The following is a 13,988-nucleotide window of genomic DNA, read 5'->3' on the forward strand; positions in this document are numbered from 1 at the left end:
CAGTGCCTTCCACGGCGGTCGTACACACCGATTCGAGCCGGTCTCAAGCGCGGTCGGTGAGTGTCGAGGCCTACGCGGCGGGGTTCCTGGGAGGTGGCGATGGGCGACGGACGGGCCGTACGGCTGCACTGTTTCGCACACGCGGGGGCCGGAGTGTCCTCGTTCTACCGGTGGGACAAGCTCGCCGGGAGCGGCGTGAGGACCACGCCCTGGCTGCTGCCCGGGCGCGACGAACGGCGCCGCGAGGTCCGGCTGACCACCCGCGACGAGCTCCTGTCCGACCTCAAGCCGCTCTTCGAGCAGATCGCCGACGACCCCGGCGCCCCCTACGTCCTCTACGGGCACAGCCTCGGCGCGACGGTCGCCCTCACGGTCGCCCACGCCGCCCTGGAGTACGGGCTGCCTGCGCCCGCACTGCTGGCCGTCGGCGCCAGCCCGCCGCCGGACCTGCCGGCCGCCCTCGCGAACTCCGCCGGGCTGCCGGACGAGGACCTGCTGCGCGTCCTGGACCGCTTCGACGCGCTGCCGCCCGGCGTCCAGCCGGGAGACGTGTGGTTCCGCTCCGTCTTCCCCGTGCTCCGCGCCGACCTGCGCCTCGCCCGCAACCTGCGGGCCGCCGCCGTCGCGCCGGCCGCGCCCGGCCCCGTGCCCGTACCGGTGCTCGCGGTCACCGGCGCCGAGGACCCCCTCGTGGGCCTCGAGGCCGCCGCGGGCTGGCAGCGCTGGACCACCGGCCGGCTCGTACGGCGGACCGTGCCCGGCGGCCACTTCTTCGTCCGGGGCTCCGAACTGCCCCGGATGCTCGGCCGGGCCGCCCGCATCGTGCTGCGCCACCACCACACAGAAGACGGGGACCGATCATGAGACGCGTCGTCATCACGGGCATCGGGGTCGTGGCCCCGGGCCGCCCGGGCACCAAGGAGTTCTGGTCGCTGCTGACCGACGGCCGTACGGCCACCCGCGCCATCACCCTCTTCGACGCCTCCGGCTTCCGCTCCCGGATCGCCGCCGAGGCCGACTTCGACCCGCAGGAGTCCGGGCTCACCGCCGAGCAGGCCGGCCGCCTGGACCGCGCCGCCCAGTTCGCCGTCGTCAGCGCCCGCGAGGCCCTCGCGGACAGCGGCCTGGCCGGCTCGTACGACGCCACGCGCACCGGGGTCACCCTCGGCAGCGCGCTCGGCTGCACCACCGGCCTCGACGCCCAGTACGGGGTGGTCAGCGAACAGGGCACCCGTACGCTCGTCGACCACACCAAGGCCGTGCCCCACCTGTACGACTACTTCGTCCCCAGCTCCATGGCGGCCGAGGTGGCCCGTACCGTCGGGGCCCAGGGGCCCGTGGCGCTCGTGTCCACCGGCTGCACCTCCGGCCTCGACGCGGTCGGGCACGCCGTCGACCTCGTCCGCGAGGGCAGCGCCGACGTGATGGTCACCGGCGCGGCCGAGGCGCCCATCACGCCGATCACCGCCGCCTGCTTCGACGCCATCCGCGCCACCTCCACCCGCAACGACGAGCCGGAGACCGCCTCGCGGCCCTTCGACCGCACCCGCAACGGGTTCGTCCTGGGAGAGGGCTCGGCGGTCCTCGTCATCGAGGAGTACGAGCACGCCCGCGCGCGCGGCGCCCACCTCTACGCCGAGATCTCGGGTTTCGCCTCGCGCAGCAACGCGTACCACATGACCGGCCTGCGGCCCGACGGCATCGAGATGGCCGCCGCCATCACGGCCGCGCTCGCCGAGGCGGAACTGGAGCCCGGGGACATCGACTACGTCAACGCGCACGGATCCGGCACGAAGCAGAACGACAAGCACGAGACCGAGGCGTTCAAACGGAGCCTGGGGCAGCGGGCGTACGAGGTCCCCGTCAGCTCGATCAAGTCGATGATCGGGCACTCGCTCGGCGCGATCGGGGCCCTCGAAGTGGCCGCCTGCGCCCTCGCCATCGAACACGACACCGTCCCCCCGACGGCGAACCTGCACGAGCCCGACCCGGCGTGCGACCTCGACTACACCCCGCTGACCGCCCGCCGCCAGCGCACCGACGCCGTCCTGACCGTCGGCAGCGGCTTCGGCGGGTTCCAGAGCGCCATGATCCTGACCAGCCCGCCCCTGAAGGCGGACCGATGACCACCGTTCTCGCCGCCCCGACCGCAGCCCCCTCCCCGGGCGCCTCCCGTACCGCCGCCCCCGTCGTCACCGGCATCGGGGTCGCCGCGCCCAACGGGCTCGGCACCGAGGCCTGGTGGTCCGCCGTCCTGCGCGGCCGCTCCGGCATCCGGCCGGTCAGCCGGTTCGACGCGAGCGGCTACCCGGTGAAGCTGGCCGGGGAGGTGCCCGGATTCGTCGACGCCGAGCACGTCTCCAGCCGGCTCATGCCGCAGACCGACCGCGTCACCCGGCTCTCGCTGGCCGCCGCGAAGGAGGCCCTCGACGACGCCGGGGCCGATCCCGCGCAGCTGCCCGAGCACGCCGCCGGCGTGGTCACCGCCAACTCCTTCGGCGGCTTCGAGTTCGGCCAGCAGGAGCTCCAGGCGCTGTGGAGCAAGGGCGGCCAGCACGTCTCCGCGTACCAGTCCTTCGCCTGGTTCTACGCCGTCAACAGCGGTCAGATCTCCATCAAACACGGCCTGCGCGGGGCCTCCGGAGTGCTCGTCTCCGAGCAGGCCGGCGGGCTCGACGCGATGGCCCACGCCCGCCGCCAGATCCGCAAGGGTGCCGAGCTCGTCGTCACCGGCGGCATCGACTCCGCCCTGTGCCCCTGGGGCTGGGCCGCCTACCTGGCCGGCGGCGGGCTCACCGACGGCGAGGACCCGGCCCGCGCCTACCTGCCGTTCGCCGAGGACGCGAGCGGCCACGTCGCCGGCGAGGGCGGCGCGCTGCTGGTCCTGGAGGGCGCCGAGGAGGCCCGCCGGCGCGGCGCCCGCGTCCACGGCGTCCTCGCCGGGCACGCCGCCACCTTCGACGCCGACGGGGCCTCCCGGCTCGGCGCGGCCGCGGAACTGGCGCTGGCCGACGCGGGCGTCCACCCCGACGAGATCGACGTCGTCTTCGCCGACGCGGCGGGCGAACGCGGCGCCGACCGCGCCGAAGCCGAGGCCCTCGCCGCGCTGTTCGGCCCGTACGGGGTGCCCGTCACCGCGCCCAAGTCGATGACCGGGCGCCTCGCCGCCGGGGGCGCCGCGCTCGACGTGGCCGCGGCCCTGCTCACCCTGCGCGACCAGCTGATCCCGCCGACCACCGGGACCGAGCTCCCGGCCGAGGAGTACCGGCTGGACCTGGTCACCGGCGCGCCCGCCCCGGCGACGGGGCTGCCGCTGCGGACCGCGCTCGTCCTGGCCCGCGGTCGCGGCGGCTTCAACTCCGCCGTGGTCATACGCGCCGCCGACGCCTGAGGCCTGACGGCCGGCGCCTGACGCCCAACCCGTACCCGGAACACGCCACCCACCAGAAACAGAGGGAGACCATGGAGCGGCTGGAACTCGACGACCTGAAGCGCATCCTGCGCGAGTGCGCGGGCGAGGAGGAGGGCGTCGACCTCGACGGCGACGTCCTCGACCTGAACTGGTTCGAACTGGGCTACGACTCGCTCGCCGTCCTCCAGACCACCGGCCACATCGAGCGCGAGTACGACGTGCTCCTCGACGAGGAGGCCCTCGACGACGCCGACACCCCCCGCCGCTACCTCGCCATGGTCAACGAGGTGCTCTCCGCACGGGCAGCGGTCTGATTCCGTGATCCGACAGACCCCCACCGGCGACACCGGCGCCACCCTCGACACCGACGTCTGCGTCATCGGCGCCGGCCCCGCCGGGCTGGCGCTCACGCTCATGCTGCTGCGCTCCGGCCTCCGCGTCACCCTGGTCGAACGCTCCACCGCATTGCGCCGCGAGTTCCACGGCGAGATCCTCCAGCCGGGCGGCCAGCGGATCCTCGACGAGCTCGGCGTCCTGGCCGGAGCGACGGCCCGCGGCGCGGCCCGCCTGCGCGGGTTCCAGGTGCTGGAGCGGGAGCGGGTGCTGCTCGACATCGACTACGGGCGGCTGCGCGCCCCGTACGACCACCTGCTGGCCCTCCCGCAGCCCCACCTGCTGGAGGAACTCCTCGCCGCCTGCCGGGAACTGCCGGGATTCACCCTGCTCGAAGGGCACCGGATCGCCGCGCTCCTTCAGAAGCGCCCGGACAGCCCCTGCACGGGAGCGGTGGTCAACGGCCCCGACCGGGTGCCCGTCACCGTGCGGGCCCAGGTGGTCGTCGGCGCCGACGGCCGCTTCTCCAAGACCCGCGCGCTCGCCGGCATCGACGCCGGGCGCCGCGATTCCTTCGCCCACGACGTGGTGTGGTTCTCGGTGCACGCTCCCGGACAGGCCACCGGGCAGGTACGGGTGCACCGCGGGGAGGGCAGCGCCGTACTCGTCCACGACACCCACCCCGACCGGCTGCGGATCGGCTGGACCCTGCCGCACGGGGGCTGGCGCGGAGCCGTGCGCCGCGGCATCGAGGACATCCGCTGGGAACTGGCCGAGGTGCTGCCGCAGTACGCCGACCTCGTGCACGAGCAGATCACGTCGATGGCCGACCTGACCCTGCTCGACGTGTTCGCCTCGCACGCCGGGGAATGGGTGCGCGACGGGCTCGTCCTTCTCGGCGACAGCGCCCACACCCACGGGCCGATCGGCGCCCAGGGCATCAACCTGGCCCTCCAGGACGCCGCCGCGCTGCACCCCGTACTCGTCGGCGCGCTGGCCGACGGGGAGCCGACGGCGCGGCGCCTCGCGCCCTACCAGGACCGGCGCGCCCCGGCGGCCGCGGCCGTGCACCGCATGCAGGTCATGCAGGCCCGCTCGCTGTTCGGCGGGGGAGGGCCGGCCGCCGCGTTCCTGCGGGCGCGGGCCGCGGCGGTCGTCACCCGTACCCCGATCGGCGCGAAGATCACCCGGAAGGTCGCGCACGGCCACGACCCGGCGGGCGTGCGCACCGACCTGTTCCCCGTGCTGCACGTCAACCGGTCGCTGTAGGCCGGGTCTGCGGGTCTGCGGGTCTGCGGGCCGGGTCCATCGGGTCCATCGGGCCCGGCGGGCCCGGCGGCTCAGGGCAGGTCGTCGCGCGTCACCAGGCGGTGGGCGACCTGCCAGCCGCCCGGCGCGGGGACCAGTACGTCCTCCATCACGCAGACCCGGTGCACCCTCGGCTCACCTCCCCGCGGGGTCAGGTACACCAGCGCGTAGCTGCGGGTGTGCACCGTCCCGTCGGACTGCTGCCGCGCGTCCAGCATGCCCAGCCAGTGCCGCAGCAGCTCGCCGCTGCCGGCGTGGACCTCCGCGTTGCGCCGGACGTTCGAGGCGAGGGCGGCGCGCCCGACCACCGGCGCGGGCAGCGTCGGCACGTCGAAGACGGCGTCCTCGGTGAACGTCTGCGCCCACGGCTCCGCCTCGAAGGAGTCGAAGAGCTGCATCTGGCGGGAGTAGAACTGCTGCACCTCGGCGTACAGCAGGCCGAACTCCACCTCTGCCGCCGTCGTCGTCACTGTCATCGGGGACTCCGTTCCATCGGTTCCCGACAGCATCCGCACCGCGGATCGAGCGCCCTTCGAAGACTCCTCAAGCGCCGCTGCCCAGGCTGGGCCGACAGCGTCCAAGGCCGGACAGGTCTCAGGGGCGCCGACGCAGCCGCGGCCGCCCCTTCGGGAGCCAGGAGGAGAGCACCATGCCGAGATTCGTGTACCCGGAACTCCCGCTGGACGGCCTGCTGCGCCGGGCGGCGGTCCGCGACCCCGCCGGCCTGGCGATCCGTACCGCGACGGGCACCGGCTTCACGAAGACGGTGACCTTCGCCGAACTGGACTCCCGGGCCGACCGCTTCGCCGCCTGTCTGGAGCACACCCTCGGCCGCCGCGGGGCCCGGGTCGGCGTCGCCAACGTCCTCGACCCTGTCTTCGCCGCCGCCTACTACGGGACCGTGCGCAGCGGGAACACCGCCGTCCTGGTCAACCCGCTGATCAAGGAAGCGGGCCTGGTCCACGTCCTGCGGACGGCCCGGGCCGAGGTGGCCTTCGTACCGACCGCCACCGCCGAACTGCTGGTCAAGGCTGCCGACCGGCTGCCGGACCTGGGCTGCGTCGTCGTGACCGACGCGTCCGACGGCGTGGTCCCGGGCGACGCCCTCCCGCTGGCCGAGGCCCTGGCCCGCGCGCCCGAGCGCACGGACCTGCCCGGGACCGTCGACCTGGACGCCGACGCCTGCATCCAGTTCACCTCCGGTACCACGGGCCGCCCCAAGGGCGTCCGGCTCACCCACCGCAACCTGGTGGCGAACGCCGCCCAGACCGCCGCCGCCCACGACCTGGGCAGCGACTCGGTCACCCTCAACCACCTGCCGCTCTACCACACCATGCACCTCAACTCGGGCGTGTACGCGGGCGCCTGCCAGGTGCTGTGCACCGACCCCGAGCCCCTCGCCTCGCTCGCCGCATCCGCCCGTGCCGGGGCCACCCACTACTACGGGCTCCCCGCCCGCCTGCACCGCCTCGCCCAGGACGAACGGCTCACCCACGACTTCCCGGGCGGGCGCCGCCTGACCGCCGTCCTCTCCGGCGGCACCGCCCTGTCCCCCACCGCCGCCCGCACCCTCCGCGCCCGCCTCGGCGTCCCCGTCATCCAGGGGTACGGGCTGGCCGAACTCTCCCCGCTCTCCCACTGCCAGGACCCGCGCACCCCCAAGAGCGGCTCGGTGGGACCCGCCGTGCCCGGCACCGAATGCCGCATCGTCGCCTTGGAGACGAGCACCCCGCTCGACGTCTACGCCACGGGCGAGGTCCAGGTCCGCGGGCCGCAGGTGATGGCCGGCTACCTCGACGACGACGCGCCCTCTCCGGTCGACGCCGACGGCTGGTTCTCCACCGGGGACGTCGGATACCGCAACGAGGACGGCGTGCTGTTCCTGGTGGACCGGCTCGACGACGTCTTCAAGTACGACAACGAAATCGTCTCGCCCAGCGCGGTCGAGGACGTCATCGGCGCCGACCCGCGCGTCGCCGAATGCATCGTGGCGGGCTGGCCCGATCCGGTGCACGGCGCGCTCGTGTGGACCGGCATCGTGCTGCGCGATCCCACCGCCCCCGGTCTGCTCGACGTCCTCGACTCGATCGTGGAGCGCGCCAACGCCCGCCTGAACGACTTCGAGCAGATCCGCCGCGTCGAGGTGCTCGACGCCGTGCCGCGCAGCCCCGTCGGCAAGCCCGACCGGCGCCCGCTGCGGCTGGGCCTGCGCAGCCGGGCCGCCGCCGAGGCCGCGGCCGCGGCCGTGTGACCCCGGGTCCGCGCCCGGCCCGGGCCCGCCCTTCCCGTACGTACGAACAGCAGAGGAGCAACCACGTGGCGAGCAGTACCGGCACACCGTCCGGGGCGGCCGGGTCCGCCCGGGTCCTCGTGGTGGGGGCGGGCCCGGTGGGCCTGACCGCGGCCCATGAACTGGCCCGGCGGGGGCTGCGCGTACGCCTCGTCGACGGGGCCCCGGGACCGGCCCGCGAGAGCCGCGCCGTGGCCGTCCACCCGCGCACCCTGGAGACCTTCGACCAGATGGGCCTCGTGGACGCGGTCCTCGCCCGGGGCCGCAAGAACCGGGCCTTCACGATGTACGCGCGGGGCAGCCGGCTCGTCCGCCTCGACGCGGACTACGCGACGATGCCCACCCGCTTCCCGTACAGCCTGATCATCGCCCAGACCGAGACGGAGGCCGTGCTGCGCGAGGCCGTCGCCCGGCTCGGCGTCACCGTCGAATGGGGGGTGCGGCTGACCTCGCTCGAACAGGACGGGGACGGCGTACGGGCCCGGCTGGAGCATCCGGACGGCAGCGCGGAGGAGTACGAGGTGCCCTGGCTGGTGGGGTGCGACGGCGGCCACAGCACCGTACGCAAACAGCTCGGGCTGCCGCTGCTCGGCGAGTCCAGCGAGACCTGGGCACTGGCCGACGCCCCCGTCTCCACCGACCTGCCGCCCGACACCATCTACTGGGTCCACACCGGCAGCCAGGCCCTGATGATGGTCCCGTACCAGCGGGAGGGGTACTGGCGGCTGCTCGACACCGCCCCCGGGGCCCGGCCGGGGGACGATCCGGCACGGCGCTTCTCGCGGAAGCTCAGCGCCGGGCTCGGCCGCACGGTGCGGGTCGGCGAACCCGAGTGGACCTCCGTCTTCACCTTCCAGCAGCGCATGGTGCCGCGCATGCACGACGGCCGCTGCTTCGTGGCGGGCGACGCGGCCCACGTGCACAGCCCGGCCTCCGGGCAGGGCATGAACACCGGCGTCCAGGAGGCGTACAACCTGGCGTGGAAACTGGCGATGGCCGCCCGCGGACAGGCGGGGCCCGAACTGCTGGCCACGTACGGACAGGAGCGGGTGCCGGTCGGCGAGGCGCTGATCGGATCGACCCGCAGGGCCACTTTCCTCGTCCAGTTCAAGAACGCCCTGGCCGGGGTGGCGCTGCCCGTCGTCTTCACCCTCGTACGCACCCTCGGGCCCCTGCGCCGGGCCATCCAGCGCAAGGTCCTCGGCGGCATGTCCGGGCTGCGCCTCTCGTACGGGCAGAGCCCGCTCACCACCGCCGACCCGCTGATGGGGCTGCCCGCGGGCTCGCGTGCCGCCGCGGCGGCGGCGCGGCGCGGGGACCCGGGCTCCGAGGCGCTGCGGACCGAACTGCGCGACACCCGCTGGACCCTGGTGTGGGAGGCGGGCGGTCCGGGCGCGACCCTGCGGGCCGTGGCGGAGGCGGCGGCGCGCGCGCACGGCGACTGGCTGTCGGTCCGGACGGTGGGGGACGGGGCGGCGGTCGGCGGCCCCGCCGGTTCCGCCGGTGCCGGGGCCGGTGCCGGTCCCGGTGTCGGCGGCCCCGGCGGGCCCCGGCCGCTGGCCGATCCCGGCGGGGTGCTGCGGGGGGCGCTCGGGCTGCGGCCCGGTGGCTGGCTGCTGATCCGGCCCGACGGATACGTCGCCGCGGGCGGCGCCGCCCTGACCCGCAACGCCCTCGCCCGTGCCCTGGCACCGCTGGGGCCGCGCGCCGCCCTGCCTCCGGCCGGGCCCGGCGGGGCGCCGGCCGCGGCAGCACCGGCACCCGGCCTCGATCCGGCTTCCACCGCACCTCCAGAACTCCACGACACGGTCGGAGTTCCGCCACGGGTACTGGAGGCTCAGGGATGACCACGACGACCACGACGTCCACGACGACAGCACGGCCGGCGCCGGCGGCGCCGCACCGGCCGGTCGCCCTCGTCACCGGCGGCACGAGCGGCATCGGCCTGGCGGTCGTACGGGACCTGGCAGCGCGCGGGCACCGGGTGTTCCTGTGCGCGCGGACCGCGCAGGACGTCAAGCGGACCGTCGAGGAACTGCGCGCCGAGGGCCTGGACGTGGCCGGCGCCGCCGCCGACGTCCGCTCCCGCGAGGCGGTCGCCGAGCTGGTCGCCGCCACCGTCGCGGAGTGGGACGCCCCGGTGTCCGTCCTGGTCAACAACGCCGGGCGCAGCGGCGGCGGTCCGACCGCCGGCATCAGCGACGAGCTCTGGTACGACGTCATCGACACCAACCTGAACAGCGTCTTCCTGCTGACCCGGGAGGTCCTGGTGCGGGGCGGCCTCGGCGGCGCCCCGTGGGGCCGGATCATCAACATCGCCTCCACGGCGGGCAAGCAGGGCGTCCTGCTGGGCGCCCCCTACTCGGCGTCCAAGCACGCCGTCGTCGGCTTCACCAAGGCCCTCGGCAAGGAGCTGGCCCCGGCCGGGATCACCGTCAACGCGGTGTGCCCGGGCTACGTGGAGACCCCGATGGCGCAGCGCGTGCGGGCGGGCTACGCGGCGGCCTGGGACACCACGGCCGAGGACGTGCAGGAGCAGTTCGAGGCGAAGATCCCGCTGGGCCGGTACGCGACCCCGCAGGAGGTGGCGGCCATGGTCGGCTACCTCACCACGGACCTCGCCGCGTCCGTCACCGCACAGGCGCTGAACGTCTGCGGCGGGCTGGGGAACTTCTGATGGCGGCCGAGCGGGTGCACCGCACCGTGCACGAGACCGAGGTGGCCGCCCCCGCCGGCGTGGTCTACGGACTGATCGCGGACCCCGAGCGGTGGCCGCTGTACTTCCCGCCCAACGTGTACGTGGAGCGGCTGGAGTTCGACGGCGTCAACGAGCGGCTGCGGATGTGGGCGACGGCGAACGGCCGGGTCACGTCCTGGACCTCGCGCCGGGTGCTCGACGCGGCCGCGCGCCGCATCGGGTTCCGCCAGGAGGTCCCCGCGGCCCCGCTGTCGGCGATGACCGGCACGTGGATCGTGGAGCCGCTGGGAGCCGAGCGTTCGCGGCTGGTCCTGCTGCACGACTTCTCGGTCGCGGGCGACCGGGCCGAGGACGTGGAGTGGGTCGAGCGCGCCACCGACACCAACAGCCGGGCGGAGCTGGGGAACCTGGCCCGCCTGGGTGAGCGCTGGGGCGGCCTCGACGAGCTCGTGATGTCCTTCGAGGACACGGTGCGCGTGGACGCCCCGCCGGAGCTGGTCTACGCGTTCCTGGAGCGGGCCGAGCGGTGGCCGGAGCTGTTGCCGCACGTATCGCGGCTGGATCTCACCGAGCCCGAGGAGCTGCCCGGCGTACAGGTGATGGCCATGGACACGCTGACGGCCGACGGATCGGCGCACACGACGGAGTCCGTGCGGGTGTGCTTCCCGGCGGCCGGCCGCATCGTCTACAAGCAGACCCGCACCCCCGCCCTGATGTCCGCGCACACCGGTGTGTGGACGGTCACGGGCGGCGCGTACGGCTCGACGGTCACCTCGCGGCACGGGGTGGTGCTCCGGGAGGAGGCGGTCGCCGGGGTGCTGGGCGCCTCGGCCGACCTCGCCGCGGCCCGCCGGTACGTGCGCGAGGCGCTCGGCCGCAACAGCACCGCGACGATGACGTACGCGAAGCGGTACGCGGAGTCGGCGCTCGCCCGCTGAGGCGCGGCGGCCGGGGCCGCGAGCCCGGGCGCGGCCCGGTCCGGCTCCTGCCCGGGCTCCAGGCCGTCTCGACCGGAGCTCCGGCCGGTACGCACAGACTCTGGATCAACGGTGACGGAAAGGTGTGGCGATGTCGGTCCAGCAGGTGCACCGCACGTCCTATTCCGTGGACGTCGACGCTCCCGCGGGCGTGGTCTACGGACTGATCGCGGACACGACCCAGTGGCCGCTGTACTTCCCGTCGGCCATCCACGTCGAGCGGCTCGACTTCGACGGCTCGCGCGACCGGTTCCACATGTGGGTGACCGCGAACGGGAGCGTCCGGTCCTGGCTCTCGCGCCGGACGCTGGACGCGACCCGGCTGCGGATCGACTTCCGCCAGGAGGTGCCCGCCGCCCCGGTGGTCTCGATGGGCGGCAGCTGGATCGTTGAGCCCCGGGGCACCGGGCGCTCGCGGCTGGTCCTGCTCCACGACTTCGCGGTCGCCGGGGACCGGCCCGCCGACGTCGAGTGGACGAAGGAGGCCACCGACACCAACAGCCGGGCCCAGCTGGCCACGCTGAAGGAGGCCGCGGAGAACTGGACCCGGCTCGACGGCCTGCTGCTGTCCTTCGAGGACTCCGTACGGATCACCGGGCCGGCCGATCTGGCCTACCAGTTCCTCTACGAGGCCGCCGACTGGCCCGACCGCGTCCCGCACGTCTCGCGCGTCGCCGTGACGGAGGAGGCGCCGGGCGTGCAGCTGCTGAGCATGGACACCGTGACCGCGGACGGCTCCGCGCACACGACGGAGTCGGTGCGGGTGTGCTTCCCTGCGGCCGGCCGGATCGTCTACAAGCAGACCGAGACCCCGGCGCTGATGGCGGCGCACACCGGCGAATGGTCGCTGATCCCCGACGAGAGCGGCGTGACCGCCGTCTCGCAGCACAGCGTGCTGCTGCGCGAGGAGGCGATCGAGCGGGTCCTGGGCCCGGGCGCCGGCCTGGCCGAGGCCAGGACGTACGTGCGCGAGGCACTGGGACTGAGCAGCGCGGCGACGCTGGCCCTCGCGAAACGGCACGCGGAGACGGCCATCCGGACCCTGTGAGGCCGGCTCCGCCGGGGCTCCGTCGGCATGTCAGGCACGCGTCAGCGATATGTGGGTTCCCCGCGCATACTCGACCCCTTTGAAGTCCGAGGCCGAGACGAGGGGGAGAGGATGAGCGTCGGTTCCGAGCAGGCAGGCCGGCCCGCACACCCCGGACCCGCACGTTCCGGGCCCGGACTGCCCGCGTCCGCCCGCCAGCGCGAGGTGCTGCTCGACGCCATGGCCGCCCGGCCCGGCTCCGCACCGCACGTCGAGCAGCTGCACTGGCGCTGGTACGGGCCGCTGGACACCCGGCGGTTCCTGGCCGCGTGGCAGTCCGTGTACGACCGGGAGGCGGTGCTGCGGGCCGCGTTCGCCCCGTACGGGGCCCGCGGCGGGCCCCGGGTCGTCGTGCACCGGCGGGTCGTACCGCAGCTGGTGCGCCATCCGTACGGATCCGCCGACCGGCAGACCCTGCTGGCGGGGGAGCGGCGGCGCGGCTTCGACCCCACGCGTCCGGGGTTGCTGCGGATCGCGCTGCTGGACGAGCAGCCCGGCCCGGCCGGCCCGAAACGCGTGATCCTGACGTACCACCACGCGATGCTCGACGGGCGCAGCGTACGGCTGCTGATGCGCGCGTTCGTCCGGGCCTACCTCGCCGAGGGGGCGTCCCTCGGCGGCGAACGGCGTCCCGATGTGCGGGACCACCTGCGCTGGCTGGCGGCTCAGGACTGCGGTCCGGCCCGCGCGTTCTGGTCGCGGGCCGCGCCGCCGGCGGGCTCGGCCACGCTGCCGCAGGGGGGCGGCGTGGCCGGGCTCCGTACGACGGCCCGGCTGGCCCCCCACGAGGCCTGCCTCCTGCGGGACTGGACGGCCGCGCAGGGCATCACCGAGAGCACCGCCCTCCAGGCGGCCTGGGCCCTCCAGCTGCGCCGGGCCGTGCCGGAGGGCGGCCCCGTCCCGGTTGCGTTCGAGACGGCCGTCTCCGGCCGCGGCATCCCCCTGGACGGGGCCTCCCGCCTGCCGGGCCCGCTGCGCACCACGCTGCCGATGTCGGTGGAGGTCGACCCCGAGGGGCTGTTCGCGGGGCTGCTGGCCGATCTCGCCGACCGGGCCTTCGACCTCTCGGCGTACGAATGGGTCTCTACGGGCCAGGTCCGGGCGTGGAGCGGCCGCACCCCGGCAGGGCCCGCGGCCGAGACGCTCCTGTCCTTCGACCCCCCGCCCCCCGCCGACACGGACCCCCTGGACGAGGACCTGGCTGCCCAGGGCGTACGCCTGACCGGACCCGAGACGGTGAACACGTCCGGCGGCCACGCTCTCTCGCTGACCGCGCACCACGACCTCGACGGCGGCCTGGTGCTGACCGGGGTGCAGGACCGGACCATGCGGGCGGACGCGCGCGGGGCCGTCCACCGTACGGCGGGTCTGCTCCGCCGGTTCCCCACCACCGACCGCCGGTTGACGACGGTGGCCGAGACCCTGCGCCTCCTGGGCCCCTGGCCGCCGCCCCGGCAGCCACCGCCCGGGACGGCAGCCGTGCCCGCGGGCCTCGTCGTCCTGTGGCGGGCCGCCCGGCCCGGAGCCGGGACCGTCGTGCTCGTCCCGCCGCCCGGCGGGGCCGCCGGCCGCATCGCCGCGCCGGCCCGCGTCCACGGGTGGGACGGTCAACTGGCCGCACTCGACGGCCCCTCGGACGCCGAGGGGTGCGTGGCGGCGCTGCGGCCGGTGCTGGCGGCGGGCGAGCCGCTGGTGCTGGGCTGCCACGAGCCCGGCGCCGAGCTCGCCCTCCGGATCGCCCGCCGGGTGGCGGCCTTCGGATGGCCCGAGCCCGTGGTGGCCGTGGCCGCGGACTCCGGGTCCCTCTCCCGCGCGCTGGCGGCCGCGCTGCGCTGAGCCGCGCCCGGGGGCGCCGGCCGGCGTCGGCCGACGGGGCGTACGGG

Annotated in this window: 12 protein-coding genes; 11 read left to right on the forward strand and 1 reads right to left on the reverse strand. The window is 75.2% G+C overall.

Annotated features, from left to right (window positions below):
• The first annotated feature begins 99 nt into the window (after positions 1-99).
• From ACS04_RS30610 to ACS04_RS30630, 5 genes are all read left to right on the forward strand, one after another.
• A complete protein-coding gene (locus ACS04_RS30610; RefSeq protein WP_048480083.1) occupies positions 100-864 on the forward strand; it encodes a thioesterase II family protein in 765 nt (254 codons plus the stop codon).
• On the forward strand, positions 861-2,126 hold the full coding sequence (locus ACS04_RS30615; RefSeq protein ID WP_048480084.1) for a beta-ketoacyl-[acyl-carrier-protein] synthase family protein: 1,266 nt from the start codon (positions 861-863) through the stop codon (positions 2,124-2,126). The genes ACS04_RS30610 and ACS04_RS30615 overlap by 4 nt, the downstream gene beginning before the upstream one ends.
• Positions 2,123-3,391 (forward strand): ketosynthase chain-length factor, encoded by a 1,269-nt coding sequence (locus ACS04_RS30620; RefSeq protein ID WP_048480085.1) that lies wholly within the window; start codon positions 2,123-2,125, stop codon positions 3,389-3,391. The genes ACS04_RS30615 and ACS04_RS30620 overlap by 4 nt, the downstream gene beginning before the upstream one ends.
• Positions 3,392-3,462: 71 nt before the next feature.
• Positions 3,463-3,726, forward strand: coding sequence for an acyl carrier protein (locus tag ACS04_RS30625; protein WP_048480086.1), 264 nt, complete (start codon positions 3,463-3,465; stop codon positions 3,724-3,726).
• A gap of 4 nt (positions 3,727-3,730) precedes the next feature.
• Positions 3,731-5,014, forward strand: coding sequence for an FAD-dependent monooxygenase (locus ACS04_RS30630; protein WP_245236621.1), 1,284 nt, complete (start codon positions 3,731-3,733; stop codon positions 5,012-5,014).
• A gap of 71 nt (positions 5,015-5,085) precedes the next feature.
• Here the strand turns inward: ACS04_RS30630 and ACS04_RS30635 are convergent, their stop codons facing one another.
• The gene (locus ACS04_RS30635; protein ID WP_048480087.1) at positions 5,086-5,529 is read right to left on the reverse strand and encodes a nuclear transport factor 2 family protein; all 444 of its coding nucleotides are present in this window, start codon (positions 5,527-5,529) and stop codon (positions 5,086-5,088) included.
• A gap of 173 nt (positions 5,530-5,702) precedes the next feature.
• Between ACS04_RS30635 and ACS04_RS30640 the strand changes: the two genes are divergently transcribed.
• The 6 genes from ACS04_RS30640 (at position 5,703) to ACS04_RS30665 (ending at position 13,941) form a co-directional block, all read left to right on the forward strand.
• Entirely contained in the window at positions 5,703-7,304 is a 1,602-nt protein-coding gene (locus ACS04_RS30640; RefSeq protein WP_048480088.1) for a class I adenylate-forming enzyme family protein, read from the forward strand.
• 65 nt (positions 7,305-7,369) lie between these two features.
• Positions 7,370-9,190 (forward strand): FAD-dependent oxidoreductase, encoded by a 1,821-nt coding sequence (locus ACS04_RS30645; protein WP_063839328.1) that lies wholly within the window; start codon positions 7,370-7,372, stop codon positions 9,188-9,190.
• The gene (locus tag ACS04_RS30650) at positions 9,187-10,020 is read left to right on the forward strand and encodes an SDR family NAD(P)-dependent oxidoreductase (protein ID WP_048480089.1); all 834 of its coding nucleotides are present in this window, start codon (positions 9,187-9,189) and stop codon (positions 10,018-10,020) included. The genes ACS04_RS30645 and ACS04_RS30650 overlap by 4 nt, the downstream gene beginning before the upstream one ends.
• Complete coding sequence (locus ACS04_RS30655) at positions 10,020-10,979, forward strand: aromatase/cyclase (protein ID WP_048480090.1); 960 nt, start codon at positions 10,020-10,022, stop codon at positions 10,977-10,979. The genes ACS04_RS30650 and ACS04_RS30655 overlap by 1 nt, the downstream gene beginning before the upstream one ends.
• Positions 10,980-11,109: 130 nt before the next feature.
• A complete protein-coding gene (locus tag ACS04_RS30660; RefSeq protein WP_048480091.1) occupies positions 11,110-12,066 on the forward strand; it encodes an aromatase/cyclase in 957 nt (318 codons plus the stop codon).
• Positions 12,067-12,177: 111 nt separating this feature from the next.
• Positions 12,178-13,941 (forward strand): condensation domain-containing protein, encoded by a 1,764-nt coding sequence (locus tag ACS04_RS30665; protein ID WP_053081041.1) that lies wholly within the window; start codon positions 12,178-12,180, stop codon positions 13,939-13,941.
• Positions 13,942-13,988 lie beyond the last annotated feature (47 nt).

Origin of the sequence: Streptomyces roseus (genome assembly GCF_001044425.1) — a bacterium.
In the GTDB taxonomy this organism is placed as follows: Bacteria; Actinomycetota; Actinomycetes; order Streptomycetales; family Streptomycetaceae; genus Streptomyces; species Streptomyces roseus.

What these genes read in the sequence shown, in the direction of transcription:
- ACS04_RS30665 (WP_053081041.1), top strand. Translation starts at nt 12,178, where the DNA reads ATGAGCGTCGGTTCCGAGCAGGCAGGCCGGCCCGCACACCCCGGACCC.
- ACS04_RS30620 (WP_048480085.1), top strand. Translation starts at nt 2,123, where the DNA reads ATGACCACCGTTCTCGCCGCCCCGACCGCAGCCCCCTCCCCGGGCGCC.
- ACS04_RS30655 (WP_048480090.1), top strand. Translation starts at nt 10,020, where the DNA reads ATGGCGGCCGAGCGGGTGCACCGCACCGTGCACGAGACCGAGGTGGCC.
- ACS04_RS30615 (WP_048480084.1), top strand. Translation starts at nt 861, where the DNA reads ATGAGACGCGTCGTCATCACGGGCATCGGGGTCGTGGCCCCGGGCCGC.
- ACS04_RS30625 (WP_048480086.1), top strand. Translation starts at nt 3,463, where the DNA reads ATGGAGCGGCTGGAACTCGACGACCTGAAGCGCATCCTGCGCGAGTGC.
- ACS04_RS30635 (WP_048480087.1), bottom strand. Translation starts at nt 5,529, where the DNA reads ATGACAGTGACGACGACGGCGGCAGAGGTGGAGTTCGGCCTGCTGTAC.
- ACS04_RS30650 (WP_048480089.1), top strand. Translation starts at nt 9,187, where the DNA reads ATGACCACGACGACCACGACGTCCACGACGACAGCACGGCCGGCGCCG.
- ACS04_RS30660 (WP_048480091.1), top strand. Translation starts at nt 11,110, where the DNA reads ATGTCGGTCCAGCAGGTGCACCGCACGTCCTATTCCGTGGACGTCGAC.
- ACS04_RS30640 (WP_048480088.1), top strand. Translation starts at nt 5,703, where the DNA reads ATGCCGAGATTCGTGTACCCGGAACTCCCGCTGGACGGCCTGCTGCGC.
- ACS04_RS30610 (WP_048480083.1), top strand. Translation starts at nt 100, where the DNA reads ATGGGCGACGGACGGGCCGTACGGCTGCACTGTTTCGCACACGCGGGG.